Genomic DNA, 25252 nt, shown 5'->3' on the forward strand with positions numbered 1-25252 from the left:
CCCACCCTACGTTCACTGCGCGGCGGCCAGCTTGGCCGCCGAGTCGGCGTCCACGCAGGCCTGGATCACCGCGTCCAGCTCGCCGTCGAGCACGCGGTCGAGGTTATACGCCTTGTAACCCACCCGGTGGTCGGAGATCCGGTTCTCCGGGTAGTTGTAGGTGCGCACCCGCTCCGAACGGTCCACGGTCCGCACCTGGCTGCGGCGCGCGTCGGACGCCTCGCGGTCGGCCTCCTCCTGGGCGGCGGCGAGCAGCCGGGCGCGCAGGATGCGCAGCGCCTGCTCCTTGTTCTGGAGCTGGCTCTTCTCGTTCTGGCAGGAGACCACGATGCCGGTCGGCAGGTGGGTGAGGCGGACGGCGGAGTCCGTGGTGTTGACCGACTGCCCGCCGGGCCCCGAGGAGCGGTAGACGTCGACCCGCAGGTCGTTCTGGTTGATCTCCACGTCGACGTCCTCGGCCTCGGGCAGCACCAGCACGCCGGCCGCCGAGGTGTGGATGCGGCCCTGCGACTCGGTCGCCGGCACCCGCTGCACCCGGTGCACCCCGCCCTCGTACTTCAGCCGGGCCCACACGCCCTGCCCCGGCTCGGGGTTGCCCTTCGTCTTCACCGCGACCGAGACGTCCTTGTAGCCGCCCAGGTCGGACTCGTTGCCGTCGATCAACTCGGTCTGCCAGCCGACGCGTTCGGCGTAGCGCAGATACATCCGCAGCAGATCGCCGGCGAACAGCGCGGACTCGTCGCCGCCCTCGCCCGCCTTGATCTCCAGGATGACGTCCTTGTCGTCGCTCGGGTCGCGGGGCACGAGCAGCAGCCGCAACTCGTCGGTCAGCTCCTCCCTGCGAGCCGTGAGGCTCTTCACCTCGGCGGCGAAGTCCGGGTCCTCGGCCGCCAGTTCGCGGGCGGTCTCGATGTCCTCGCCGGTCGCCAGCCACCGCCGGTAGCCGCGGACGATCGGGGTCAGCTCGGCGTAGCGCCGGCCGTAGCGGCGAACGGCCGCCTGGTCCGCGTGGACCGAGGGGTCGGCGAGCCGTCGTTCGAGGTCGGCGTGTTCGCCGATCAGTTCCTCGACCGCCTCGAACATGGTGGGTCGCTCCTGGAGTGTGGGACCGGGTGTGGGGACGCGAAAGGCGCCGGTCCGGCCGCCGTGGTGCAGGAAGCGGCCGGCCGACGCCGACGGGGTCGCTACTTGCGGTTCGACCCGGCGTTCTTGCCGAAGCGCGCCTCGAACCTGGCCACCCGACCACCGGTGTCGAGGATCTTCTGCTTACCGGTGTAGAAGGGGTGGCACTCCGAGCAGATGTCGGCGCGGATGCTGCCGCCGTCGACGGTGCTGCGGGTGGTGAACGACGCGCCGCAGGTGCAGCTGACCTGGGTCTCGACGTACTCCGGGTGAATGTCGCGCTTCAAGGCTTCTCCTAGGGTTCGGGAGGGCCGCCGGGTCGGCGCGCGGAATGCGCGCCGTGAACCGGGACCGACGCTCCAGTCTGCCAGCACTGGCACGTGTCGACCAAAACGGGGTCGGCAACGCGGATATTCCCTGCCGGGAGGGCTCGGGAGCACCCCACCCGCGCGTGATCGACCACGCCAGCCCGCACCAGGGGCGCGGGGAACTGCGCGAGCGACCCGACGCCGGGCTCACGCCGACACCCCACCCCGCCACGAAGCTCCGTAGTCGACCGCGCCCCGCCACCCAGCATTCGCGCCGTTCCCCGCGCCCCCAAGCAGGCCGTCACCTACCGAGCGCGAACCCACGCCTGACCGACCACGCCAGCCCACACCAGGGGCGCGGGGAACTGCGCGAGAAACCCACCACCGGGCTCACGCCGACAACGAAACCGGAACCGCCCCGGCACAGCTGTCGCACCCCCTCAGCTCCGCAGGACCCCGTTTCCGCCGCCCTCCTCCGCCGCCGAGTCGCGGATCGCCGAGCGGGGCACCGGGCGGTCCTCGCGCAGCGCGTCCCAGACCTGGCGGGACTGCTCGGTCAGCGGCGCGACCCGGTTGGGGTCGGCGGGGTCGTAGCCGACGGGCAGCGTCACCATCTGCGTCGCGTCGGGGCCTATGTCCCCCAGGGTGCGGGTGAGGTCGACGAGCTTGCGGACGGAGGCCAGGTCGGAGTCCGTGGTGAGCGACGAGGTCGCCGTGTCGGCGAGGTCGTAGAGCCGCTTCGGGTTGCCCACCAGGTCCACGCCGTCGACCTGGCTCATCAGGGAGCGCAGAAACGACTGCTGGAGCTGGATGCGGCCCAGGTCGCTGCCGTCCCCGACGGCCTTCCTCGTGCGCACCAGCGCCAGCGACTCGCGTCCGCTGAGGGTGTGGGTGCCGGCGGACAGCCGCAGATGGCTGTCGCTGTCCTCGATCGCCTCGTTGGTGGTGACCTCGACCCCGCCCAGCGCGTCGACGAGCCGCTCGAAGCCGGCGAAGTCGACCTCCAGGAAGTGGTCCATCCGCAGCCCGGTCATCGCCTCGACGGTCTTGACCGCGCAGACCGGGCCGCCGACGCCGTACGCCTCGTTGAACATGGTGCGTTCCACCGCGGGCGCCTCGCCGCCGCCGTCGGCCCTTTCGCACGCGGGGCGCGGCACGATGGTGTCCCTGGGGATGGAGACGACGGTGGCCGCGTCGTGGTCCTCGTTGACGTGCAGGATCATCGCCGTGTCGGAGCGGGCCTCGCCGTCCGGGTCGTCGCCGCCGAAGGCGCCGTTCTCGCCGGTCCTGGTGTCGGAGCCGAGGACCAGCACGTCCGTCGAGCCGTTGTCGCTGTCCTCGGGGCGGTCACCGCCGAGGGCCTCCTCGATGTCTATCTGGGAGATGTTCCCGTCGAGCTTGAGGTAGAGCGCGGTGCCGGCGGCGCCCGCCAGGACGGCGAGGACGACGGCGGTGACCAGCGCCGCCCGGACCAGGCGGCGGCGACGGAACGCTGACGGCGGAGGGTCGTGCGGTTCCTCCTGGTCGGAGACCGCGTCGGGCCCTTCGCCCGTTGGAGGGACCATTCAGCCATTGTGCCCCTTTTGACCGGGAACCGCTTCTTCGGCCCGGAACGGCGAGGGCCGGTGCCCCCGCCTCCCGCCGTGTGGCGGGGAGCGGGGGCACCGGCCCGTGTCGACCTGACGCGCGGCCGGTCAGTCCCCGTTGCCCGGGGTCGGCGTCGTCTTCTGGATCTGCATCAGGAACTCGGCGTTGGACTTGGTCTTCTTCATCCGGTCCAGCAGCAGCTCCATGGCCTGCTGCTGGTCGAGCGCGTGCAGCACCCGGCGAAGCTTCCAGACCACGGCCAGCTCCTCGGAGCCCATCAGGATCTCCTCCTTCCGGGTCGCGGAGGCGTCCACGTCCACGGCGGGGAAGATCCGCTTCTCGGCGAGCTTGCGGTCGAGCTTGAGCTCCATGTTGCCGGTGCCCTTGAACTCCTCGAAGATCACCTCGTCCATCCGCGAGCCGGTCTCGACCAGCGCGGTGGCCAGGATGGTCAGCGAGCCGCCGTCCTCGATGTTCCGGGCGGCGCCGAAGAACTTCTTCGGCGGGTAGAGCGCCGCGGAGTCCACACCGCCGGAGAGGATGCGCCCGGAGGCCGGGGCCGCCAGGTTGTAGGCGCGGCCGAGGCGGGTGAGGTTGTCGAGCAGCACCACCACGTCGTGCCCCAGCTCCACCAGCCGCTTCGCCCGCTCGATGGCCAGCTCGGCGATGGTGGTGTGGTCCTCCGACGGCCGGTCGAAGGTCGAGGAGATGACCTCGCCCTTGACCGCGCGCTGCACGTCGGTGACCTCTTCGGGACGCTCGTCGACCAGGACGACCATCAGGTGGCACTCGGGGTTGTTCGTCGTGATGGCGTTGGCGATCGACTGCATGATCGTGGTCTTGCCGGTGCGCGGCGGTGCCACGATCAGGCCGCGCTGGCCCTTGCCGATCGGGGTGATCAGGTCGATGATCCGGGTCAGCAGGGCGCTGGGGTCGGTCTCCAGCCGCAGCCGCTCCTGCGGGTAGAGCGGGGTGAGCTTGTTGAACTCGGGACGGCCGCGGCCGGAGTCGATGCCCATCCCGTTGACCGAGTCCAGCCGCACCAGGGCGTTGAACTTCTCCCGGCGCTCGCCGTCGCGCGGCTGCCGCACCGCGCCGGTCACGTGGTCGCCCTTGCGCAGGCCGTTCTTGCGGACCTGGGCGAGCGAGACGTACACGTCGTTGGGGCCCGGCAGATAGCCGGAGGTGCGCACGAACGCGTAGTTGTCGAGGATGTCGAGGATGCCCGCGACGGGGATCAGCACGTCGTCGTCGTTGATCTGCGGCTCGACGACCTCGTCGCGTCCGCGACGGCCCCTCCGGTCCCGGTAGCGACCGCGGCGACCGCGGCGACCGCCGTCGAAGTCGTCGTCGCGGTTGTCGCGGTTGTTGTCGCGGTTGTCGCGGTCCCTGCCGCCGTCCTTGTCGCGGTTGCGCCCGCCGCCCTGGTTGTTGTTCTGGCCGCCCTGGCGGTCGCCGCCCTGGTTGTTCTGGCCCTGGCGCTCGCCCTTGCCGCGGCGCTCGCGCTTGCCCTGGCGGTCGGAGCCGGCCTCGCCCTTGCCGCCGTCGTTCCGGCCGCCGTCGCCGCCCTTGCCCTCGTGGCTCTTGCCGTCGTGGCTCTTGCCGTCGTTGCCGGGGGCCTCGGACCTGGCGTTCTCGCCCTTGCCCTCGGAGGCGCGGGGCGCGCGGCGCTCCTTCTCGGCCGGCTCGGCGGAGCCCTTCGGCTCGGCGGCCCTGGCGGCCTTCGGCGCCTCGGGCTGGTTCTCGGCGGGCTGGCCGGGGATCTCGATCTGGCCCTCCTCGCCCGTGCGGGCCCGGGAGGTGCTGCGGCGCTTCGGCTTCTCGGCCGGGGCGGACTCGGCGCGCTCCGCGGCCTGGCCGCCGGAGCCGGCGGCCTGCTTCTCCTTGATCACCTCGATCAACTGGCTCTTGCGCATCCGCGCGGTGCCCCTGATCCCGAGCTGGGAGGCGACCTGCTGCAATTCAGCCAGGACCATCCCGTCGAGGCCCGTACCAGAACGCCGGCGTCGGGGAGCGGCGGAGGCGGCGGGAGCGTCCGTGGCGGACGCGGTGGCAGCACCGGAAGTCTTGTCGGCGCTGTCGGCACTCACGCCCATCAGATCGGTGGTGTCGCTCACTAAGGGTCCTTCCCTGGAGCGGACGTCGGCCTGTCTGGCTCGGCGACCGGTCGTGCTGTCCGGCTGCGGCCCCTTCGCTGAGGTCCGGCCGGTGCGGTAAACCCGCCTGTTCGATCACGGCGGAAGATCAATGCGTGGTGGTACGCGGGGATCGACGAGACACGTCGAAGAAACGTTGAACCGTCGAACCGGCGTACCGGTTCCGGAGCGTGCTCGGCGCTACCAGGCAGGCTGCTCAGGCAGATGAGGGAGGCTCCCGGAAGAAGATCGGTCCCACGATACGGAACCCGGATTCCGCACGCATTCTGTGTGACGCCCGACAGAACGGTACGTGCGGACTTGAGATTAACACTACCGGATACTGCCTTCATTCCCCCTCTCCGCGGTTCTTCACGTGCGTTTCCCCGAGCGCGCCGGCGTATGCGCGGACGTGCCCGTCCGCCGCGCGCCGGGCGCCGCACGGGCGCCTCACGCGGCGGCCCCGGCCAGCGGGAGCACCGAGGCGCCCGCGGTGTCCAGGGAAAGTCGGTTGGCCGCCCAGCCCTCGCCGGCCAGCAGCGCGCTCTTGTCGACCTGGGCCTCGTCGGCCAGCGCCAGGACCGTCGGCCCCGCGCCCGAGATGACCGCCGGCACGCCCTCGGCGCGCAGCCGCCCCACCAGCTCCATGCTCTCCGGCATCGCCGGCGCGCGGTAGTCCTGGTGGATCCGGTCGTCCGTGGCGGGAAGCAGCAACTCGGGGCGCCTGGTCAGCGCCTCGACGAGCAGCGCGGCGCGACCCGCGTTGACCGCCGCGTCGGCGTGCGGAACGGCGCGCGGCAGCAGCCCGCGCGCGGTCTCGGTGGCGAGCGGGCGCGCCGGCACGAACACCAGCGGGACCACGGTCGCCGCGGGCTCCATCCGGATGGCGCGCACCGCCCCCGACTCGCCCCAGGCCAGGGTGAATCCGCCGAGCAGACAGGCCGCCACGTTGTCCGGGTGGCCCTCGATCTCGGAGGCCAGCTCCAGCAGCGCCACATCGTCCAACTTGGCCTCGCCGCCGGTCGTCACGGCCCGTGCGGCGACCAGTCCCGCGCAGATCGCCGCCGAGGAGGAGCCGAGGCCGCGCCCGTGCGGGACGCGGTTGGCGCAGACGATCTCAAGTCCCCTCGGCTGCCCGCCGAGCGCGTCGAACGCGGTGCGCAACGTGCGGACCAGCAGGTTGGATTCGTCGCGCGGGACGGAGTCGGCGCCCTCCCCCGCGATGTCCAGGTGCAGCCCGGATTCGGCGACCCGCACCACCACGTCGTCGTAGAGACCGAGCGCCAGGCCCAGGGCGTCGAAGCCGGGGCCGAGGTTGGCGCTGGTGGCGGGCACGCGGACGCGGACCGCGGCGGCGCGGAAGGCGGGATGGGCCATCGCTCGATGACTCTCCTTGGTGAGATGTGCGGCGCGTGTCCCCTGCGGACACGCGGCACACGGGAGCACACGGCGGCGCGTATCGGACGGTGGACCACTCGGGCGCGTACGGCCACGAGTGGCTGACCACTCCGGGACGAATACCAGCCTATCGAAGGAAGGTTCAGACGCGATACAGGGCCGTCAGGTGTCGCGGAACACGGGGCGTGCCGGCGCGTCAGGCCAGGCCAAGCCGCTCGGCGGCGGCGTCGGCGTCCACCGGGACCACGATGGGCCGGGGCGCGCCGGCCACCGCCCAGTCGGGGTCCTTCAGCCCGTTGCCGGTGACCGTGCACACCACGCGCTGCCCGCGCTCCAGGCCGCCGGCCTCGGCCGTCTTCAGCAGCCCGGCGACCGAGGCGGCCGAGGCCGGCTCGACGAAGACGCCCTCGCGGGAGGCCAACAGCCGGTAGGCGGACAGGATCTGACGGTCGGTCACCTCGTCGATGAAGCCGCCGGACGCGTCCCGCGCCGCCTCGGCCTGCGTCCAGGAGGCGGGGTTGCCGATGCGGATCGCGGTGGCGATGGTGGTCGGGTCCTTCACCGGCTCGCCGCGCACGATCGGGGCGGCGCCGCTGGCCTGGAAGCCCCACATCCGGGGGGTGCGGGTGGCCAGCCCGTCGGCCGCGTACTCGCCGTACCCCTTCCAGTAGGCCGTGATGTTGCCCGCGTTGCCCACCGGCAGCACGTGGATGTCGGGGGCGTCGCCGAGGCGGTCGACGACCTCGAAGGCCGCGGTCTTCTGGCCCTCGATGCGGGCGGGGTTGACCGAGTTGACCAGCGCCACCGGGTACTTCTCCGACAGGCCGCGGGCCAGTGTCAGGCAGTCGTCGAAGTTCCCGTCGACCTGGAGGATGCGCGAGCCGTGGACCAGCGCCTGGCCCATCTTGCCCAGCGCGATCTTGCCCTGCGGCACGAGCACCGCGCAGACCATCCCGGCGCGCACCGCGTAGGCGGCGGCCGAGGCGGAGGTGTTGCCCGTGGAGGCGCAGATCACCGCCTGGGCGCCGGCCTCCTTGGCGTGCGAGATGGCCATGGTCATCCCGCGGTCCTTGAAGGAACCGGTCGGGTTGGCGCCCTCCACCTTGAGGTACACCTCGCACCCGGTGCGCTCGGAGAGCGTCTCCGCCGCGACCAGCGGGGTGCCGCCCTCGCCCAGCGTGACGACGGGTGTCCGCCCGGTCACCGGGAGCCGGTCGCGGTACTCCTCGATCACGCCGCGCCACTGCCCGTTGGCGCGGGTGGATGCGTTCATGCCCATCTCATTCCTTCTGCTCGCCCCGGGGAAGGCTTCCCGTGGGGTGGATTGCGCTGTGCACGGTGTCGCCGTTCACTCACCCTCGACGTACATGATGCTGGCCACACCGTGCACCGTGTCCAGCCCACGCAGCGCCTCGACGGTCGCGCCGAGCGCCGCGTCCGGCGCCCGGTGGGTGACGACGACCAGCTCGGCCTCGCCGTCCTTGCCGCTCTGCCGGACCGTGTCGATGGAGACCCCGTGATCGGCGAAGACCTGCGCACACTGGGCCAGGACGCCCGGTTTGTCCATCACGTCGAGGCTGATGTGGTACCGGGTGACCACCTCGCCCATCGGGCGGACCGGCAGCCGCGCGTACGCCGACTCCCCGGGGCCGCGGCCCCCGTTGAGCTTGTTGCGGCAGGCCGCGACCAGGTCGCCCAGGACCGCCGACGCGGTCGGCGCGCCGCCGGCGCCGGGGCCGTAGAACATCAACTGCCCGGCCGAGTCGGCCTCGACGAAGACCGCGTTGTACGCCTCGCGCACCGAGGCCAGCGGATGGCTGAGCGGAATCATCGCCGGGTGCACCCGGGCAGTCACCGAGCGTCCGTCCTGGGACCGTTCGCAGATGGCCAGCAACTTGACCGTGCGGCCCATCGCGCGGGCGCTGGCGATGTCCGAGGCGGTGACCTCGGTGATCCCCTCGCGGTGCACGTCGTCCAGGCTGACCCGCGAGTGGAAGGCGATGCCGGCCAGGATCGCCGCCTTAGCCGCCGCGTCGAAGCCCTCCACGTCGGCCGTCGGGTCGGCCTCCGCGTAGCCGAGCGCCGACGCCTCGGCCAGCGCCTCGCCGTAGCCGGCGCCGGTGGACTCCATCCGGTCCAGGATGAAGTTGGTCGTGCCGTTGACGATGCCCAGCACCCGGTTGACCCGGTCGCCCGCCAGCGACTCGCGCAACGGCCGCAGCAGCGGGATGGCGCCGGCGACCGCCGCCTCGAAGTACAGGTCAGCGCCGTGCCGTTCGGCCTCCGCGTACCGCGCCGGGCCGTCCTGGGCGAGCAGCGCCTTGTTGGCCGTGACCACGCTCGCGCCGTGCGCGAAGGCACTGTCGATGAGCGTCCGGGCCGGCTCGATGCCCCCGATCAGCTCGACCACCACATCGATGTCGCCCGAGGCCACCAGACCGGCCGCGTCCGTGGTGACCAGCTCCGGCGGCACCGTCTCGCGCACCCGGTCCGGGCGACGCACCGCGACCCCCGCCAGCTCGACGGGCGCGCCGACCCGGGCCGCGAGGTCGTCCGCCTGCGTCAGCAACAGCCGGGCCACCTGCGAACCGACCACGCCGCAGCCAAGCAGCGCCACCCTCAACGGGCGCGACGAGCGAGTGCCCACCATTCGACCAGCCTTTCAGCTCACTCGGAACTACCAGTCTCACGCACCGGGGCCACGCCGCCCCGCCACGTTCACCATGCGGACGTGATCAACCGGGGAGTGGTCCGGGAAGTGGTCGCCCGCCGGCGGCGGGCGACCGCCCCGCTCACCCCACGTCCAGCCGCAACAGGTCCTCCTCCGTCTCCCTGCGGATCAGCGGACCCGCCATCCCGCCGGCCACCGCGACCACCGGCGGGCGCGGCGTGTGGTTGTAGTTGCTGGCCATCGACCGGCAGTAGGCGCCGGTGGCCGGCACAGCGACCAGGTCGCCGGGCGCCACGTCGGAGGGCAGATAAGCGTCCCTGACCACGATGTCACCGCTCTCGCAGTGCTTGCCCACCACCCGCACCAGCAGCGGAGGCGCGGCGGAGGCCCGGGAGACCAGCGCCACCGAGTACTCGGCGTCGTAGAGCGCGGTCCTGATGTTGTCCGACATCCCGCCGTCGACGCTCACATAGGTGCGCAGCCCCTCCAGCGGCTTGACCGTGCCCACCTCGTACAGCGTGAACGCCGTCGGCCCCACCACCGCGCGCCCCGGCTCCACCGACAGACGCGGCAGCGCGAGGCCGGCCGCCTCGCACTCGCGGTGGACGATGTCCCGCAGCGCCTTGGCGATCTGGTGCGGCTCGGCCGGGTCGTCGTCGGGGGTGTAGGCGATGCCGAGGCCGCCACCGAGGTCGATCTCCGGCAGCTCGACGCCGTGCCGGTCCCGCACCTCGCGCAGCAGCCCGACGACCCGGCGGGCCGAGACCTCGAAGCCCGCCATGTCGAAGATCTGCGAACCGATGTGGGAGTGCAGCCCGACCAGTTCGAGGCTGTCGGCGGCCAGCACGCGGCGCACCGCCTCCAGCGCGGAGCCGTCGGCGAGCGCCAGGCCGAACTTCTGGTCCTCGTGCGCGGTCGCGATGAACTCGTGGGTGTGCGCCTCGACGCCGACCGTCACCCGGATCTGCACCCGCTGGCGCACCCCGTGGCGGCGGGCGACCTCGGCCACCCGCTCGACCTCCTGGAACGAGTCCAGCACCACGCGGCCGACGCCGGCCGCCACCGCGCGCTCGATCTCGGCGACGGACTTGTTGTTGCCGTGCAGCGCGATACGCTCCGGCGGCATCCCGCCGGCCAGCGCGGTCGCCAGCTCGCCGCCGGTGCAGACGTCCAGATTCAGCCCCTCCTCGCGCAGCCAACGGACCACGGCGCGCGAGAGGAACGCCTTCCCGGCATAGAACACGTCCGCGTCCGGCGCGAAGGCGTCCCGCCAGGCACGGCAACGGGCGCGGAAGTCGGCCTCGTCGAGCACGAACGCGGGGGTGCCGAACTCCTCGGCCAGCGCGCGGACATCCATCCCGCCGACGGTCACGACGCCGTCGGCGCCACGGTGCACGGTGCGTGCCCAGACCTTCGGGTCCAGGGCGTTGAGGTCGACCGGGGGCGCCGAATAGTGGCCTTCGGGCAGCACGTCGGCATGGCGGGGGCCTGCGGGGTGGGCGGAACGACTCATGGGGTGACTTTCCTCGGATCTTCCTCGGATCTGGCGGGCCGCGCCTCGTTTCGGGGGTGCCCCGGAGGGTTCACAGCCGCTCGGGAGAGCTGATGCCCAGGGCGGTCAGGCCGTCGGCGAGCACCGTCCCGGCGGCCTGGGCGAGGGCCAGCCGGGCGCGGTGGACGGCCCCGGGTTTCTCGTCCCCCGTCGGGAGCGTGGGGCGGGCGGCCTCGACCGTCAGCAGGGCGTCGGCGATCGCGGTCAGCCGGGAGGCCGGGCGACCGCCGTCGCCGAGCGCCGTCAACAGCTCGCGTTCGGCGGGCAGTTCGAACGGGGCGGCGCCGGGGTCGGCGACCACGCCGAGGTCCGCGCCCGCGCGGACCAGGCCCGCGCAGCGGGCGCGGGCGTACCGCACCAGGAACAGCGGGTTCTCCTCGCGCTGGACCAGCAGCCCGCCCGCCGGGTCGCCGCCGGCGACGGCCGCCCAACGGGCGGCGTCCGCGGCGGGGTCGTCGGGAGGGCCGGGGGCCGGCGGGGCGGCGAGAACGGCGCGCAGCAGGGCGGCGTCGGCGTCGGTCGCCAGCGCGATCGTCAGAAAGCCGCCGCCCGTCACGTCGACACCGGCGACGCCCGGCTCCGCGGCCAGCCGCCGCCGCAGCAGCGCGGCGACCTCGGGCGCGGGCAGCCCCGCGGGGCCGGCGAGCCGCAGCGCGATCCCGGTCGACCAGACATGGGCGCCCACGTGCCGGGGCGGGCGGCGCAGCGCGGCCCGTTCGGGCAGCTCGGCGACCCGCAGCTCACCACCGTCCACCGCGTCGCGCACGGAGCGCAGCACGGCGTGGGAGAGCTGGGTCGGCGTCACGGAGCAAGCGTACGAGAGGCGGGGGCGCACTCGGCCAGCGGTTTCACCAACTGGACGACCCGCCGCCTGCCCTCGACGCAGAACCACTTGACCAGACCGACCAGTTCGGCCGGCTCGAACGGCTTGCTCAGCACGGCGTCGATCCCGCCACCCGGCGGCGCGTCCGGGCCTTCCCCGTCGCGTGCGCCGGGGGCGCGCGCCAGCCAGGGCGGCGGCCCCGCACCCGGCGGCCGGGGGTCGACGCTGGCCGACACCAGCAGCAACGGGATGTGCCGCGTCCTGCGGTCCAGCCGCAACCGGTCGACGGTACCGAGACCGTCGAGCCGGGGCATCGCCAGGTCCAGAGTGATCACGTCCGGTCGGAACCGGTGCACCCGCTCCAGGCACTCGGCGCCGTCGCAGGCGGTCATGACCTCGAACCCGTCAAGTTCGAGATTGACCCTGATCAGCTGCCGGATGACCTGGCTGTCGTCCACCACCAGCACCCGGCCGGGAGCGCCTGGCACGAAGCCAGCGTAAGCGCGTACCACCGCCGCCGTCCGGCCTTTCCGGCAACTTCTACCCGGGAGTACTCGCCTCCGCACCCACGTGCGGAAACAACCGGTGCGAGCCACCCCGACCGAGCTGGTAGTGTTCTCTCCGTCGCCAACCAAGGCGCCAAGCGCCCCCGTAGCTCAGGGGATAGAGCAACGGCCTCCGGAGCCGTGTGCGCAGGTTCGAATCCTGCCGGGGGCACCCAGAACGAGGGAACGGTCTACGGTTTCCTGACGAGTTCGGGTGCTGGCGTTTCGCCGCTTTACCTTCTTCCTTCCCTTATCAGGCTCCGCCCTGACGGCACCGGCCATGTCCGCTGCTCATCGGCTTCGAGAGCGCCCGGCGGCAAGGAGGGGACGGGTGAAGGACCACGAGATCATTCCGTCGTTCGCTGGCCAGGAGCACGTCTCGCTCACCGTCGGCCACGCCCCGGCCCGCGTGGTCGCCATCGCGCACGAGTACGGCTACGCCCTTGACGACTACCTCATGACGGTCCGACCCGTGCGGTACCGGATGAGGTTCGTCCGCGACGACAGCGAGGAAGCGCGACGCCGCGCGGCCTGGGCGGACTACCACTACCGCGCGTCCGGCGCCTGGTGGGCTTCCTGCTGGCCGACCCCGCCGCCCGCCTCTGGCGTCTCCCCGGACGATGCCGCCGCTTACCGCATCGCCGTCCACCAGCAACGGCACCACCCGTGGCGGCAGCTGCTCCTGGCCTTCGGCGTCCTGATGTCCCTCACCCTCATCGGGGCCTGGGCCCTCGCCAAGGTGTCGGCCCCCGCCGCGGTGCTCCTGCCCCTGGTGGCGGCGGGGCTCGGCGGCTGGCTCATGACGTGGAGTCGACGCAAGGCGCGGGCCGCGCTCCCCGCACACGTCGCTCGCCTTGAACAGTTCGAACGCCAGCGGGTCCACCCCTCGGATGAGCGGCCCGAAGGACGCTGATCACGCGCGTCCCGGTCGCAGACCAGGACCCGCCTCCGCACCGAGCGGCTGACTGAGCTCTCCCTCCACGCCGTCCTCCCCACATGCGCGCCTCCGGCCCGGCGCAAGCACCCGTGGAAGGCGAATGCGGTCCGTCCGGTATCACCGCCGAGAAACCCCCGCGCAGCCGAGCACGACAGGCCACGACGCCTCGCGGAACCCGAGAAGAGTTGCGGAGCCGACAGTATCGCTGCCGGTACTTTCTCCGTGTCGCGGATGATGTCGCTACGACGGGATCTCCTCTCGACGCCCATGACCTGGCCGCCCCGCACAAGCACAGGGCCGCGCTCACCGACGAACCGATCCCGCTTGTCGCGGCCTCCCGAAACGGCACCGCCTGTTCCGGCCTTCAGGCGGTCTTCGGGCCGGACGAACTTCTCAGGGCATGGCGGCCCCGCTGATCCCCTGATCCTCTGATCCCCGAAGACCCCGTTCACCCCGGCGTCGGCGGGTGCGTCACGCGGATCTTGGACTGACCGTGCGGGAGTGCCTCCCAGTCGTCCATGAAGCGCGCCGTCAGGCCGTGGTGGGCGGCGAGGGTGGTGAGGGTCTCGGTGCGGTAGTAGAAGTCCTCGCGCAGCACGTGGTGTTCCTCGCCCTCCGTGCGGTCGAAGGTGAAGTCGAACCAGCCGCCCGGCGCCAGGAGGCGGCCGACGTGGGCGAGGCACTCCTCGATCACGGACAGCGGCGAGTGGGAGAAGACGCTGTGCGCGTGGACCACGTCGAACGCGCCGTCGGGCAGGAACCCCAGCCTCAGGTCCCGGACGGGCGTCAGGGTCGGCAGCCGTTCCTGGAGGCCCTGTTCCCGGAGGGTGTCCTGGGCGGCGAAGAGGATGTCGGGGGAGATGTCGACGCCGTAGTAGTGGCCCGGCTCCAGGTACTCGATGAACCGCCAGCCGGCGCGCAGGTTGCCGCAGCCGATCTCCAGGAGGCGGTGTTCCGGGCGCAGCCCGTGGCCGACCAGGTAGTCGAACTGCATCTGTCCGAGCGCCAGCCACCGCTCCCGGCTGCGTCCGCCCACGGCCAGGTCCGGGTCGCGGCGCGTGTCCGAACGCATCACCTCGCGGTAGTAGGCCACATGGTCCGCCGAGCGGCGCCACAGCCAGGCGTCGCGGACGGTGCGGCGCAGATGGCGTGGCACCCGGCCGGGGTGGCGCAGCGCGTAGGCCACGCGGTGGCCGAGGGAGGCGCGGTTGGCCCTCAGCTTCTCGATCCTGGGCTTCTGCGGCATGGCTGGCTCGTTCTTCCTCGGGGAACCCTGTCCCCAGGAGTCTCACGACCCGCGCCGCCGCGCACGTCGGACGCCCGGCCGGCCCCTCCTGCCCCGCCGGGCCATGCCGATGTCGGCTGACCGGATGACGCGGGCCCGGGGGCGGGCTTGTATACGTGGGGGCGAGCCCGGACGAACGGGTGAACGGACGGGCGAACGAGCGGGCGCGCGGGCGCGCGGGCGCGCGGGCGCGCAGGGGAGCGAACGGTGGGGACGCGGTGACGGGGAACGGTACGGGGCCCGACCCCGACGCACGCTGGCTGGCCGCCGCCCGGGCCGGCCGCGACCGCGCTACGCCCCGGCCGCCGCGACGCGGCCCGCGCCCGGCAGGCCGGCGGCACGCTGACCGTCGACTCGGCCCCGGGCGCGGGAACGGTGGTCACCCTGTCGTGTCACAGCCCCAGGTTGTCGCGGAGCGTGGTGCCCGTGTACTCGGTGCGCAGGGCGCCGCGTTCCTGGAGGAGGGGGACGACCCGGTCGACGAACTCGTCGAGGCCGGTCGGGGTCAGATGGGAGCCGAGGATGAAGCCGTCCGAGCCGTCGTTCTGGACGAACGCGTCGATGAGGTCGGCCACCTGCCGTGGCGTGCCGACGAAGTCGGTGCGGCCGAAGACGTGGAGGGCCAGCTCGCGCAGCGAGTAGTCGTGCGCCTCGGCCAACGCGCGCCACTCGGCGACGGTCTGGTGGGCGTCCTGGTGGAGGCGGGCCCGCCCCTGGATGACGGGCGGCCCCTCGGGGTCGGGGTCGATGTCGGGCAGCGGCCCGTCGGGGTCGTACCCGGAGAGGTCCCGGTTCCAGACGGCCTCCAGCAGGATCTGCGCGGTCTGTCCCGTGACCTGCTGGCGGGCGATGTGCCGGTGCCGCTCGACCGCGTCCGCCTCGGTGTCGCCGAGGACGAAGGACGCCGACGGCAGGATCTTGACCTCGCCGGGCGCGCGCCCGGCGAGGGCGGCGCGGCGCTGGATGTCCCGGTAGAACTCCTGGGCCTCGTCGAGGTGGCGGTAGGGCGAGAAGATGGCGTCGGAGCGCCGGACCGCGAAGTCCCGGCCGCCGGGCGAGACCCCTGCCTGGAGGATCACCGGCCGGCCCTGCGGCGGGCGCGGGGTGGTGAAGTGACCGGATATGTCGAACTGGTCGCCCTGGAAGGAGAACGCGCCGAGCTCCGTTCCGTCCTCGGGCCGCCTGAGGAAGCGTCCGCTCTCCTTGTCGGCGACGATCGCCTCCTCGCCCCAGGCGTCCCACAGCCGGTGCGTCGCCGCCAGGAACTCGTCGGCCCTGACGTAGCGGTCGTCCCGGTGCAGATAGCCGCCGCGTCGGAAGTTCTGTCCGGTGAAGGCGTCGAAGGAGGTGACGACGTTCCACCCGGCGCGCCCGCCAGAGAGATGGTCCAGGCTGCCCAGCTGGCGGGCCAGCTCGTAGGGTTCGTTGAAGGTCGTGTTGAGGGTGCCGACCAGGCCCAGGTGTTCGGTGACGGCGGCCAGGGCGGCCAGCACCGGGAGGGTGTCGGGGCGGCCGACCACGTCCTGGTCGAAGACCCGCCCCGACCGTTCGCGCAGCGCGAGCCCCTCGGCGAGGAAGAAGAAGTCGAACTTGCCGCGTTCGGCCGTCCTGGCCAGGTGCTCGAACGACGAGAACGCGATCTGGCTGCCGGCCTCGGGGGCCGACCAGACGGTGTGGTGGTTGACGCCGCTGAGGAAGGCGCCCAGGATGATCCGCTTGCGCGGCCGTGCCGACTCGGTCATGGGTGGTCTCCGTCCAGTCCTGGGGTCAACGGGCGGTCGTCGCGTAGCGGTTGGCCGGGCGCGGGAGGCCGAGGCGGGCGCGCAGGCTCTCCGGCGCGTAGGTGCCGCGGAAGACTCCGCGCCGCCGCAGCTCGGGCACCAGCGCGCCGACGACCGCTTCGAGGTCGTCGGGCAGTACGGCGGGGCGCAGCCGGTAGCCGGTCAGCCCGGCGCTCCGCCACTCCAGCAGGGTGTCGGCCAGCTCCGAAGCGGTGCCGACGAAGATCGGCGCGTCGCTGGTGAACGGCTCCCCCGCCCGCTCGGCCAGCCGCGCCGCGCGGGCCTGGGCGGCGGCCCTGGTCTCGCCGAGGAGGACCACGACGTCCCCGAAGACGTGGAGCCGTTCCTCCCCGCGTCCGGCTTCCTCCTGCGCGGCACGGATCTCCGCCACCACGGCGCGCGCCTGGTCCGCGTCGTGCGGGGTGGCGTAGACGATGTCGGCCGAGCGGGCGCCGAGCCGGTAGGGCACGCTGCCGTGGCCCAGCAGCGTCACCAGCGGTTGGCCCTGCGGTGGGCGCGGCACGATGCCGGGGCCACGCACCCGGAACCAGCGGCCGTCGAAGTCGACGGTGTGCAGCCGGGCGCGGTCGATGAAGCGCTCGGTGGCGGCGTCCCTGATCTCGGCGTCGTCCTCCCAGCTGTCCCACAGCCGGCGGGCCACCTCGACGAAGTCGCCGGCCTCGGCGAAGTGTTCCTCGATGAAGGCCCTGGCCTCGGGACTGTCGTCGGTGTACTGGACGTGGCCGACGGGCCGACGGCCGAAGTGCGGGTTCTCCGCGGGGCGTGACGCCTGCACCCGCCAGCCGGCACGGCCGCCGCTGACGTGGTCCAGGGTGGCGATCGCCTTGGCCACGTGGAACGGCTCGGTGTGGGTGGTGGTCGCCGTCGGGACCAGCCCGATGTGGCGGGTCAGCGGGGCGATCCGGGAGGCGACGAGTACCGCGTCGAGCCGGCCGCGCACCCTGTCGGTCCTGCCGTCGGGGCCGTCGAGGCGGGCGGACTGGAGGGAGAACGAGTCCTCGATGGTGACGAAGTCGAGCAGCCCCGACTCGGCGGTGGTCACCAGGTCGGCCCAGTAGCGGGCGGTGAACAACTCGTCGGGCCTGGCCCCGGGTTCGCGCCAGGCGGCCGGGTGCCAGCCGGCGCCGTCCAGGGCGACCGCGAGATGGAGCGGATAGGAGGAGGGGGTCGGGGACGACGGGGCGGAAGGGGGCATGGGAGTGGCCTCACTTGCCTGTCGGGGAACGTGCCGGAACATGCCGGTGCGGAACGCGCGGGCGCGGAACGGCGGCCGGCGGCGCACCCGCCGGTCGGGAGAGAGAGGGAGAGGTCCGCCGCGGAACGCGCCTCGGGCGCACGGGAGAAGCCGCGCGGCGCGGGGGTGGGCGGGGCGAGGGGAACGTTTCGCCAGGTCAGCGGACGCGCCCCGGCCGGGGGCGGGGAACGGAGGGCGTCAGCGACAGAGGGAACTGGCCGAACGGACCAGGTCGATGGGGAGACGCCTGGTCAACCGACGGGACGCGGCGGGCGCGTGGAGCGCGGCCAAGGCGTGACCCCCTTCGGCGGGACGCGCGCACCCCGGGAACGGGGCCCGCGCTCGACGACCGGCCCGACAGCCGGTGGTGGCAGAACGCTAACGCGGCGACTCACGCCCTGTCTACGGACCCCCGGGAGCCGGCGGCGGGCACCGGGGCCACTGCCGCCCCACAGGGCACGGAATCACCTACCGCATATTCCGCCCCACCAATCGTGTTCAACCTCATAACGTCACTCTCGGCCACCCGGGGGTAACTTTCTCCGGTGACTGTCACTCACCTCTCCGCACACGCGCCACAGTTGACCTCGACGACCCCACCGGCCCCGTCGTCCACCCTCAGGGAGCTGCTCTTCGCGACGCGGCGGCCCGTCCACGAACCGCTGCGGGACTTCTTCGGCTCCGCCGTCTTCGACTACCAGGAGGGGCTCACCCACGACGAGCGCATCGCGCTGTCGTACCAGCGGCTGCGCGTCGTGAACGCGGGCCTTCCCGATCCGGAGGCGCTGGTCCGGGACGCCGAGGCGCTGAGCGCGCTGCACGAGTGGGCGGGCGTCGTGGACGCCGGCCTGGCCACGATCCTGAGCATCCACTACAACCTGTTCCTCGGCAGCCTGCTCGATCACGACCACGGTGAACGGGACCTGGGCCCCTATCTCCGGATGGAGAGAGTCGGCACCTTCCTGTGCACGGAGCGGGCCCACGGCAACGACGCCGCCCAGCTCAGGACGACAGCCACGCTGGACCGCGCCACCGGGACGTTACTTCTGGAGACCCCGGACCCGGGCGCCCGCAAATGGATGCCCAACACGTCCACCACCGGCGGCCCCAAGGACGCCCTGGTCGCTGCCCGTCTGGTGATCGACGGCAAGGACGAGGGTGTCTTTCTCTTTCTGACGCCGCTGACCGACGCGCACGGCCGCCATCTGCCGGGCGTCGAGGCGGAGGCGCTGCCGCAGACGGCCAGCAGCCCGGTCGACCACTGCGCCACCACCTTCCGCGGGGTGCGGCTGCCGCTGACCGCGATGCTCCAGGGCGACCACGGCCGGCTGACCCCGGACGGCGCGTTCACCTCCTCGCTGGGCAGCCCCCGGAAGCGGTTCCTGCGCTCCATCGGCAGGGTCACCAGCGGAAAGCTCTGCATGAGCGCCTACAGCCTGGGCACCATGCGGCACGCCCTGGCCGTCGCCGTGCGCCACTCCCACCAGCGGGTCACCTCCGGCATGACCAGCGGCCAGCGGGTGCCGCTCTTCGCACACCGCACCCACCACACCCCGCTGGTCGAGGCGCTGGCGACGACGTACGCGGCCAACTTCCTCCAGCGGGAGGTGACCGACCGCTGGTCGCGCGCCGAGGGCGACGAGGAGCGGGAGGACGCCGAACGGCTGGTGGCCATAGCCAAGGGCTGGATCACCTGGCAGGCCCGGCTGGTCATGACGGAGTGCCGCGAGCGCTGCGGCGCGCAGGGGCTGCTGCTGGCCAACGGCATCGCGGGTCAACTCGCGGCGAACGAGGGCACGATCACCGCCGAGGGCGACAACACCGTCATCTGGGTCAAGGCCGCGGGCGAGATGCTGCTGGGCGGCTTCGCCCCGGAACCGGTCGCGGAAGTGCCGCCCGGCGAACGTTCGTTGCTCGACCCGCACCATCTGCTCGACCTGCTGGCCGACCTGGAGCGGACGCGTCACCAGCGCGCCAGGACCCGGCTGCGCGACCGTCGGGCCGGCTCCCCGCTGGACCGCTGGAACGGCGCGTCCGGCCACGCGCTGTCGCTGGTGGAGGCGCACGCGCACCGTCTCGCCGCCCGCGCGGTGCTGTCGGCGGCCGAACGGGCCGGCGACGATCAGACCCGCGCGTTGCTGACGGACCTTCAGCGTCTCTTCGCGCTGCGGTATGTGGCCGCGCACAGCGGGGAGTTGCTCGCGCACGAGCGGCTCACCGCCGACCAGGTCAGGCAGTTGCCCGAGACGGTCGAGTCGGTCGTCGGCGCGCTGCTGCCGCACGCCCTGACGCTCACGGACGGTTTCCACACCCTCGGGGAACTGACGGACCGTCACCCCATGTTGCACACCGAAACGGTCCCCGCGTGACGCGGGTAGCGCCTCCCGCGGCCCGTTGACCCGGCGGTGGCCGCGGCGGGCACGCGCCCCCCACGTCCACCGCCCCCTCACCGTCGAAGAGGCTCCGATCAGGCACAACGCCACTGCCGGGCGTTCACATTCGTCAGCGTTCCGGCACATCGCCGCCGCTCGTCCGAGCCCTCGAACGGTCTTCGACAGGGGCGCCGGCTGTTAAGATCAATACGCTTTTCAGCGGGCTGACGGTGCGTCACATGCGCCGACGGGGGAACAGCCACAGCAGCCCCATCGTGAAGGAGCGATCGTTGATCCGCCGGTAAAGCCCCACGGCCGCAACGCGGCGGTCGCTTGCCGGGGGCTTCCCCAGCGATCGGTATCCCGACGCGAGGCGACTTGAAGAGAGTCTCATGACGTCATTGTTTGCGGACCCACTTCTGTGGGTCCTGCTTGTGGTGCTCATCGCTGCGGTCCTCGCAGTGACGCGAGCGCGGAGAACCAACGTCCAACTCCGCGCGAGCAACAACACCCTTCAGGGTGAACTCACCACCGCACGCGGTCAGTTGACTGACCTCCGGGCGCGCCACTCCAGTGAGAGCTCCCGGCACGCCTCGGATCTTGAGGAGGTGCGCAAGGACGCGGAGTCCGCGACCAAGGCCACCCTGAAGTCGGCGGTGGGCACCCTGGCCACCCTGGCCGAGGAGCAGTTGGCCCTGCTGGACGAGCTCCAGCAGAAATACGGGGACCACCGCGCGTTCCTCGCCGACCTGATGCTGGTCGACCACACCGGCAGCCAGTTCAGCCGCCGCACCAAGGGCATCTCGGTGCTCTGCGGCGGCTGGCTCGGCCGCAGGGACCGCGACGCCTCGGTGTACGACGTGGCGCGCAGCGCGCAGGGCCGCATCCGCAGCTTCGAGCGGGTGCGCATCCACTCCCAGGCGAACGTCGCCGTCTCCAGCCGGGCCGTCGAACCGGTCGCCATGGTGCTGGCCGAACTGCTCGACAACGCCACCAAGTACAGCGCGCCCGGCTCGCCCGTCGAGATCAACGTGCAGCCCGTGCCGACCGGCATCTGCCTGATCGTGGACGACGCCGGCCTCGGCATGGACCAGGAGACGAAGACGCGCGCCGCGTCCCTGCTCTCCTCCGGCGGCGCCGTCGACATCACCAGCCTGGGCGACCCGCCGAAGTTCGGCTTCGCCCTCTCCGGGAAGCTCGCCGCCCACTACGGGTTCCACGTCTCCGTGGACGCCGTCTCGCCCTACGGCGGCGTGCGCGCCGTCATCCGGGTACCGGAGAGCCTGCTGACGGCGGAGCTGCCCACCCCGGAACCGGTCGCGCTCGACACGTCCCACGAGGACGAGGAAGAGGACAAGCCGACCCCGATCGCCTCCCTGGTCATCGGGCAGACGGCCGGCGGCCTCCCCAAGCGCCGCCGGCGCCGCGGCGGCGCCGTCACGGTGGTGCCGTCGTCCCCGTCGGAGCACGGCGCGGACGACGTCAACGCGGAGACCGCTTCACGCCTCAAGGCGTTCGCGCGGGGCACCGCGCTCGGCCGCGACTCAGACAACACGGAAGGACCTCAGAACCAGTGAGCGCAGATCTGTCCTGGGTGTTGAACGACGTGCTCGAAGTGCGCGGGGCACGCCACGCCATCCTCGTCTCGGCGGACGGCCTGCTCATGCAACGCTCCGACGGCATCGACCGGGACGACGCCGAACGCAACGCCGCGGCGATGAGTTCCCTCCAGTCCCTCTGCCGGAGCGTGGCCTCGTTCCTCGGCGACGGCGGGCACTGGAAGCAGACGCTGATCGAGTTCGACGGCGGCTGGATCTTCCTGATCGCCGGCGGAAGCGGCTCCTACCTCGCCGTCTCGACCACCCTGGACGTGGACATGGAGGCCATGTCGATCCGGATGCAGAAGACCACGGGCGCGCTGGCCAAGGCCATGAGCGCGGCTCCTCGTCTGACCGCGGACTCGGACGCATGAGTTCCCCCCACGAGGAAACCCCGGCGACCAGCGGATTCGTCCGTTCCTATGTCATCACGGGGGGCCGCACCCTGCCCTCCGAAGGCGAACTCGCCCTGCACGCCCTGGTGTGTCTGGCGCCCGGCAGAACGCTGCCGCCCGGCGCCAGCCCCGAGGTGCGGGCCATCTGGGACCTCTGCGCCGGCGGCTATCTGTCGGTCGCCGAGGTCGCCGGCCACCTCGGCCTGCCGGTCGGGGTCACCCGGCTGCTGCTGTCCGACCTGGCCGATCAGGGCCACCTCCTGCGCCGCGCCGAACCGCCCCCGGCGCAGGGCGTTCCCCGACCGATTCTGGAGAAGGTTCTGCATGGACTCGAAGCCCTCAACATCGGCTGACGCCGCGGTGAACGGATCCATCTACGTCTCCGACGACGTGACCGCCGCCGCGAAGATCCTGGTGGTGGGCCATTTCGCGGTGGGAAAGACGACCTTCATCGGGTCGCTTTCCGAGATCGCTCCGCTGCGCACCGAGGAGAAGATGACCCAGGCGTCGGTACACGTCGACGACCTGCGCGGCGTGCCGAACAAGGCGACCACCACCGTGGCGCTCGACTTCGGCCGACTGACCCTCAGCGACGAGCTGGTGCTCTACCTCTTCGGCACCCCCGGGCAGCACCGCTTCATCCAGGTCTGGGAGGACATGGCGCGCGGGGCGCTGGGCGCCCTGCTGCTGGTGGACCCCGCCAGGCTGGAGGAGACCTTCCCCGTCATCGACCTGCTCGACGAGTACGGCCTGGACTACGCCATCGCGGTCAACTCCTTCGCCGACCCCGAGAAGTTCGACGAGGCGGAGATCCGCGAGGCGCTCGACCTGCTCCCGGAGACCCCCGTCGTCTACTGCGACGCGCGCGACCGACGTTCCTCCAACGAGGCCCTGATCGCCCTGGTCCGTCACCTCCTCGACCGCGCGGCCTGACCCCCCTCACCGGGCCCCAAGGGCCCGGGCCCCCAAAGGACACGAAGATGGACGAGCACAACCCCGCCGCCGGTGCGGCGAGATGCCCCATGTACGACCAGGGCTTCGCCGACGCCCCGGAGAAGGTCTACGACTACCTCAGGGCGCACGGCCCGGCCGGCCCCGTCGAACTCGCGCCCGGCGTCGAAGCGACGCTCGTCGTCGAGCACGAGACCGCCCGGCGGGTCCTCCAGAACCCGGGTCTCTTCGCCCGGGACGGGCGGCGCTGGACCGACCTGAACGAGGGCCGCATCCCCCTCGACAGCCCGGTGCTGCCGATGATGGTCTACCGGCCCAACTGCCTGTTCACCGACGGCGCCCAGCACCTCAGGCTCCGCAAGGCCGTCACCGAGAGCCTCGACAAGCTCAACGTGGCGCGGGTGCGGCGCGACGTCGAACCGATCGCCGCCTATCTGATCGACCGGTTCAGCGAGACCGGCCGGGCGGACCTGATCAACGACTACGCCAAGCTGCTGCCGATGCTGCTGATCAACAAGCTGTTCGGCTCGCCCGCCACCATCGGCGACCGGGTCACCACGGCGATGGCCGACATGTTCGACGGCCGCGACGCGCAGGCGGCCAGCGAGGAACTGACCGCCTGCTTCCTGGAGTTGGTCTCCCTCAAGCGCCGCACCCCGGACGAGGACGTCACCTCCTGGCTCGTCCAGCACTCCGCGGGGCTCAGCGACGAGGAGCTCAAGGACCAGCTGGTGATGCTGATCGGCGCCAGCGTGGAGCCGGAACGCAACCTGATCGCCAACTCCCTGCTCCTGCTGCTGGAACGGGGCGGCGCCGAACCGAGTATGCAGGTCGAGGACGCCCTCGACCGGGTGCTGCTCAACAACCCGCCCATCGCCAACTACGCGACCCACTTCCCGTTGCAGGACGTGGACCTCGGCGGGGTCCTGGCGAAGGCCAACACCCCGGTCGTCATCAGCTTCGCCGGCGCCAACAACGACCCGGCGCTCACCGAGGCGGGCCAGGCCCACAGCCGCAGCGCCCACCTCGCCTGGGGCGCGGGCCCCCACGCCTGCCCGGCCAAGAGCCTCGCGCAGGTCGTGGCGGTCGCCGCCATCGAGCAGCTGCTGAACGCGCTGCCCGACATCGCGCTCAGCCAGCCGGCCTCCGAACTGGCCTGGCGGCCCGGCCCGTTCCACCGGGCGCTGGCCACCCTGCCCGTCGAGTTCAGCCCCGCGCCGGCCACCCGCACGGCGTCGGCGTTCCGGACCTCCGGCACCCGCGCCGCCGCCGGCTCCGGCGCCCAGCCGGCGGCCCCCATCCCGGTGCCCCCGGCGGGCTCGGGCAAGACGCCACCGAAGAAGGGCTTCTGGAGCAGCTTCCTGGAGATCTTCCGCGTCTGAACGGCTGACGGTCGACCGCGGTCCCGGGTACCTACCCACCGCGGTCGACCACGGTCCCGGCAGCCGGTTGCTCGCGGCGGACGACCACGGTCCCGGGTGCTTACCCACCGCGGTCGACCACGCCCCGCCAGCTGGTTGCTCGCGCAGTTCCCCGCGCCCCCAAGGTGCACCGTGGCACAGACCCGCGACAAACCCGCAGGTCAGAGAGAACCCCCGCCACGACGCACCCCCAAGGGGCGCGGGGAACTGCGCGGTGCATCCGCACCACCCCGCAGACGACAACGGCGCCCCACCAGCAAGGTGAGTTGTCGACCACACGCCGCCGGCAGGCTACTCCGCGTGGGCCGCCGAGCCGAGCAGTTCCCGCACCCTGCCGGAGACCCGGCGGAACTCCGGGCTCTCCAGCGTCGGTTCGTACTCCCGGTGCCCCGGCAGGTCGATGGGGAACTCCTCGATGATCCGCCCCGGCCGCGGCCCCATCACGATCGAACGCGACGCCAGATAGACCGCCTCCGCCACCGAGTGGGTCACCAGCACCACGGTCATGCCGGTGGCCTCCCAGATCCTGCGCAGCTCGACGTTCATGTTCTCCCTGGTCAACGCGTCCAACGCGCCGAACGGCTCGTCCATGAGCAGCACGTCGGGCTCGTGCAGCAGGGCCCGGCACAGGGAGACCCGCTGCTGCATTCCGCCGGACAGTTCGTAGGGCATCGCGTTCTCGAAGCCGGTCAGCCCCGTCATCTCCATGAGCGCGTCGGCCCGTTCGCGCGCCCACGCCTTGGGCAGTCCGCGCATCTCGGCCTGGAAGAGGATGTTGCCCCGCGCGTTCCGCCAGTCGAGCAGCGCCGCGCGCTGGAAGACGAAGCCCACGTCGCGCCGTGCGCCCTCGACCGGCGTCCCGCGCAGCGTGACCTCGCCGGCCGTCGCCTCGGTCAGCCCGGCGATGACGCGCAGCAGCGTCGACTTGCCGCAGCCCGAGGGGCCGGCGATGGTCAGGAACTCGCCGGGCTCGATGGCCAGGTCGATGCCGCTGAGCGCGTGCACCGTGCGGCCCTTGGAGTGGAAGGTGACGTCCAGCCCCCGGATGTCCACCATCGGCGCCTCGGACGGCGCCCCGGCGCCCCGGGCCGCGCCGTCAACGGTCTCGGCCGCCAT

General features: G+C 72.4%; 21 protein-coding genes, 1 tRNA gene and 1 pseudogene. 9 read left to right on the plus strand and 14 right to left on the minus strand.

The window, feature by feature from the left end:
• Positions 1 to 12 precede the first annotated feature (12 nt).
• From prfA to FH715_RS00245, 10 genes are all read right to left on the minus strand, one after another.
• On the minus strand, positions 13 to 1083 hold the full coding sequence (gene prfA, locus FH715_RS00200; RefSeq protein ID WP_139639928.1) for a peptide chain release factor 1: 1071 nt from the start codon (positions 1081 to 1083) through the stop codon (positions 13 to 15).
• 101 nt (positions 1084 to 1184) lie between these two features.
• Positions 1185 to 1409 carry a 50S ribosomal protein L31 gene (gene rpmE / locus FH715_RS00205; protein ID WP_139639929.1) on the minus strand — a complete coding sequence of 75 codons (225 nt, stop codon included), beginning with the start codon at positions 1407 to 1409 and terminating at the stop codon, positions 1185 to 1187.
• 461 nt (positions 1410 to 1870) lie between these two features.
• The gene (locus FH715_RS00210) at positions 1871 to 2995 is read right to left on the minus strand and encodes an LCP family protein (RefSeq protein ID WP_139639930.1); all 1125 of its coding nucleotides are present in this window, start codon (positions 2993 to 2995) and stop codon (positions 1871 to 1873) included.
• 129 nt (positions 2996 to 3124) lie between these two features.
• On the minus strand, positions 3125 to 5134 hold the full coding sequence (gene rho / locus FH715_RS00215; protein ID WP_139639931.1) for a transcription termination factor Rho: 2010 nt from the start codon (positions 5132 to 5134) through the stop codon (positions 3125 to 3127).
• Positions 5135 to 5602: 468 nt separating this feature from the next.
• Positions 5603 to 6529, minus strand: coding sequence for a homoserine kinase (gene thrB / locus FH715_RS00220; protein ID WP_139639932.1), 927 nt, complete (start codon positions 6527 to 6529; stop codon positions 5603 to 5605).
• Positions 6530 to 6746: 217 nt separating this feature from the next.
• A complete protein-coding gene (gene thrC / locus FH715_RS00225; RefSeq protein ID WP_211367343.1) occupies positions 6747 to 7829 on the minus strand; it encodes a threonine synthase in 1083 nt (360 codons plus the stop codon).
• Positions 7830 to 7898: 69 nt separating this feature from the next.
• The gene (locus tag FH715_RS00230; RefSeq protein ID WP_139639934.1) at positions 7899 to 9200 is read right to left on the minus strand and encodes a homoserine dehydrogenase; all 1302 of its coding nucleotides are present in this window, start codon (positions 9198 to 9200) and stop codon (positions 7899 to 7901) included.
• Positions 9201 to 9342: 142 nt separating this feature from the next.
• Complete coding sequence (lysA, locus tag FH715_RS00235; RefSeq protein ID WP_139639935.1) at positions 9343 to 10734, minus strand: diaminopimelate decarboxylase; 1392 nt, start codon at positions 10732 to 10734, stop codon at positions 9343 to 9345.
• Between the two features lie 70 nt (positions 10735 to 10804).
• Positions 10805 to 11578 carry a DALR anticodon-binding domain-containing protein gene (locus FH715_RS00240; RefSeq protein WP_139639936.1) on the minus strand — a complete coding sequence of 258 codons (774 nt, stop codon included), beginning with the start codon at positions 11576 to 11578 and terminating at the stop codon, positions 10805 to 10807.
• The gene (locus FH715_RS00245; protein WP_139639937.1) at positions 11575 to 12084 is read right to left on the minus strand and encodes a response regulator; all 510 of its coding nucleotides are present in this window, start codon (positions 12082 to 12084) and stop codon (positions 11575 to 11577) included. The genes FH715_RS00240 and FH715_RS00245 overlap by 4 nt, the downstream gene beginning before the upstream one ends.
• Before the next feature lie 157 nt (positions 12085 to 12241).
• On the opposite strand from FH715_RS00245, the gene FH715_RS00250 reads away from it, so the two are divergent.
• From FH715_RS00250 to FH715_RS28680, 3 genes and pseudogenes are all read left to right on the plus strand, one after another.
• A tRNA-Arg gene (locus tag FH715_RS00250) sits at positions 12242 to 12313 on the plus strand.
• A gap of 159 nt (positions 12314 to 12472) precedes the next feature.
• Positions 12473 to 13054, plus strand: coding sequence for a hypothetical protein (locus FH715_RS00255; protein WP_139639938.1), 582 nt, complete (start codon positions 12473 to 12475; stop codon positions 13052 to 13054).
• Positions 13055 to 13329: 275 nt separating this feature from the next.
• Positions 13330 to 13494: pseudogene (locus tag FH715_RS28680) on the plus strand (ATP-binding protein); the annotation flags it as partial.
• Between the two features lie 32 nt (positions 13495 to 13526).
• Here the strand turns inward: FH715_RS28680 and FH715_RS00265 are convergent.
• The 3 genes from FH715_RS00265 to FH715_RS00275 all read right to left on the minus strand — a co-directional run bounded on the left by FH715_RS00265 (position 13527) and on the right by FH715_RS00275 (position 17360).
• The gene (locus FH715_RS00265; protein WP_139639939.1) at positions 13527 to 14324 is read right to left on the minus strand and encodes a class I SAM-dependent methyltransferase; all 798 of its coding nucleotides are present in this window, start codon (positions 14322 to 14324) and stop codon (positions 13527 to 13529) included.
• 431 nt (positions 14325 to 14755) lie between these two features.
• A complete protein-coding gene (locus FH715_RS00270) occupies positions 14756 to 16105 on the minus strand; it encodes an NtaA/DmoA family FMN-dependent monooxygenase (protein WP_139639940.1) in 1350 nt (449 codons plus the stop codon).
• A gap of 25 nt (positions 16106 to 16130) precedes the next feature.
• Positions 16131 to 17360 (minus strand): LLM class flavin-dependent oxidoreductase, encoded by a 1230-nt coding sequence (locus FH715_RS00275; protein WP_139639941.1) that lies wholly within the window; start codon positions 17358 to 17360, stop codon positions 16131 to 16133.
• 584 nt (positions 17361 to 17944) lie between these two features.
• On the opposite strand from FH715_RS00275, the gene FH715_RS00280 reads away from it, so the two are divergent.
• From FH715_RS00280 to FH715_RS00305, 6 genes are all read left to right on the plus strand, one after another.
• Positions 17945 to 19768, plus strand: coding sequence for an acyl-CoA dehydrogenase family protein (locus FH715_RS00280; RefSeq protein ID WP_425472630.1), 1824 nt, complete (start codon positions 17945 to 17947; stop codon positions 19766 to 19768).
• 395 nt (positions 19769 to 20163) lie between these two features.
• The gene (locus tag FH715_RS00285; protein WP_139639942.1) at positions 20164 to 21348 is read left to right on the plus strand and encodes an ATP-binding protein; all 1185 of its coding nucleotides are present in this window, start codon (positions 20164 to 20166) and stop codon (positions 21346 to 21348) included.
• Complete coding sequence (locus tag FH715_RS00290; RefSeq protein ID WP_097229367.1) at positions 21345 to 21743, plus strand: roadblock/LC7 domain-containing protein; 399 nt, start codon at positions 21345 to 21347, stop codon at positions 21741 to 21743. The genes FH715_RS00285 and FH715_RS00290 overlap by 4 nt, the downstream gene beginning before the upstream one ends.
• Complete coding sequence (locus FH715_RS00295; protein ID WP_139639943.1) at positions 21740 to 22117, plus strand: DUF742 domain-containing protein; 378 nt, start codon at positions 21740 to 21742, stop codon at positions 22115 to 22117. The genes FH715_RS00290 and FH715_RS00295 overlap by 4 nt, the downstream gene beginning before the upstream one ends.
• Positions 22089 to 22697, plus strand: a complete 609-nt coding sequence (locus FH715_RS00300) for a GTP-binding protein (protein ID WP_139639944.1) — start codon at positions 22089 to 22091, stop codon at positions 22695 to 22697. Before FH715_RS00295 ends, FH715_RS00300 begins: the two co-directional genes overlap by 29 nt.
• Before the next feature lie 47 nt (positions 22698 to 22744).
• Entirely contained in the window at positions 22745 to 24097 is a 1353-nt protein-coding gene (locus tag FH715_RS00305; RefSeq protein ID WP_246108458.1) for a cytochrome P450 family protein, read from the plus strand.
• A 330-nt stretch (positions 24098 to 24427) separates the two neighbouring features.
• Here FH715_RS00305 and FH715_RS00310 read toward each other — a convergent pair whose 3' ends face one another.
• A complete protein-coding gene (locus tag FH715_RS00310; protein ID WP_139639945.1) occupies positions 24428 to 25252 on the minus strand; it encodes an ABC transporter ATP-binding protein in 825 nt (274 codons plus the stop codon).

Origin of the sequence: Streptomyces sedi (assembly GCF_006335015.1) — a bacterium.
GTDB classification, from domain to species: domain Bacteria; phylum Actinomycetota; class Actinomycetes; order Streptomycetales; family Streptomycetaceae; genus Streptomyces; species Streptomyces sedi.

What these genes read in the sequence shown, in the direction of transcription:
- prfA (WP_139639928.1), bottom strand. Translation starts at nt 1,083, where the DNA reads ATGTTCGAGGCGGTCGAGGAACTGATCGGCGAACACGCCGACCTCGAA.
- FH715_RS00210 (WP_139639930.1), bottom strand. Translation starts at nt 2,995, where the DNA reads ATGGTCCCTCCAACGGGCGAAGGGCCCGACGCGGTCTCCGACCAGGAG.
- thrB (WP_139639932.1), bottom strand. Translation starts at nt 6,529, where the DNA reads ATGGCCCATCCCGCCTTCCGCGCCGCCGCGGTCCGCGTCCGCGTGCCC.
- thrC (WP_211367343.1), bottom strand. Translation starts at nt 7,829, where the DNA reads ATGGGCATGAACGCATCCACCCGCGCCAACGGGCAGTGGCGCGGCGTG.
- FH715_RS00230 (WP_139639934.1), bottom strand. Translation starts at nt 9,200, where the DNA reads ATGGTGGGCACTCGCTCGTCGCGCCCGTTGAGGGTGGCGCTGCTTGGC.
- lysA (WP_139639935.1), bottom strand. Translation starts at nt 10,734, where the DNA reads ATGAGTCGTTCCGCCCACCCCGCAGGCCCCCGCCATGCCGACGTGCTG.
- FH715_RS00265 (WP_139639939.1), bottom strand. Translation starts at nt 14,324, where the DNA reads ATGCCGCAGAAGCCCAGGATCGAGAAGCTGAGGGCCAACCGCGCCTCC.
- FH715_RS00270 (WP_139639940.1), bottom strand. Translation starts at nt 16,105, where the DNA reads ATGACCGAGTCGGCACGGCCGCGCAAGCGGATCATCCTGGGCGCCTTC.
- FH715_RS00275 (WP_139639941.1), bottom strand. Translation starts at nt 17,360, where the DNA reads ATGCCCCCTTCCGCCCCGTCGTCCCCGACCCCCTCCTCCTATCCGCTC.
- FH715_RS00285 (WP_139639942.1), top strand. Translation starts at nt 20,164, where the DNA reads ATGACGTCATTGTTTGCGGACCCACTTCTGTGGGTCCTGCTTGTGGTG.
- FH715_RS00295 (WP_139639943.1), top strand. Translation starts at nt 21,740, where the DNA reads ATGAGTTCCCCCCACGAGGAAACCCCGGCGACCAGCGGATTCGTCCGT.
- FH715_RS00300 (WP_139639944.1), top strand. Translation starts at nt 22,089, where the DNA reads ATGGACTCGAAGCCCTCAACATCGGCTGACGCCGCGGTGAACGGATCC.
- FH715_RS00305 (WP_246108458.1), top strand. Translation starts at nt 22,745, where the DNA reads ATGGACGAGCACAACCCCGCCGCCGGTGCGGCGAGATGCCCCATGTAC.
- FH715_RS00310 (WP_139639945.1), bottom strand. Translation starts at nt 25,252, where the DNA reads ATGGCGGCCGAGACCGTTGACGGCGCGGCCCGGGGCGCCGGGGCGCCG.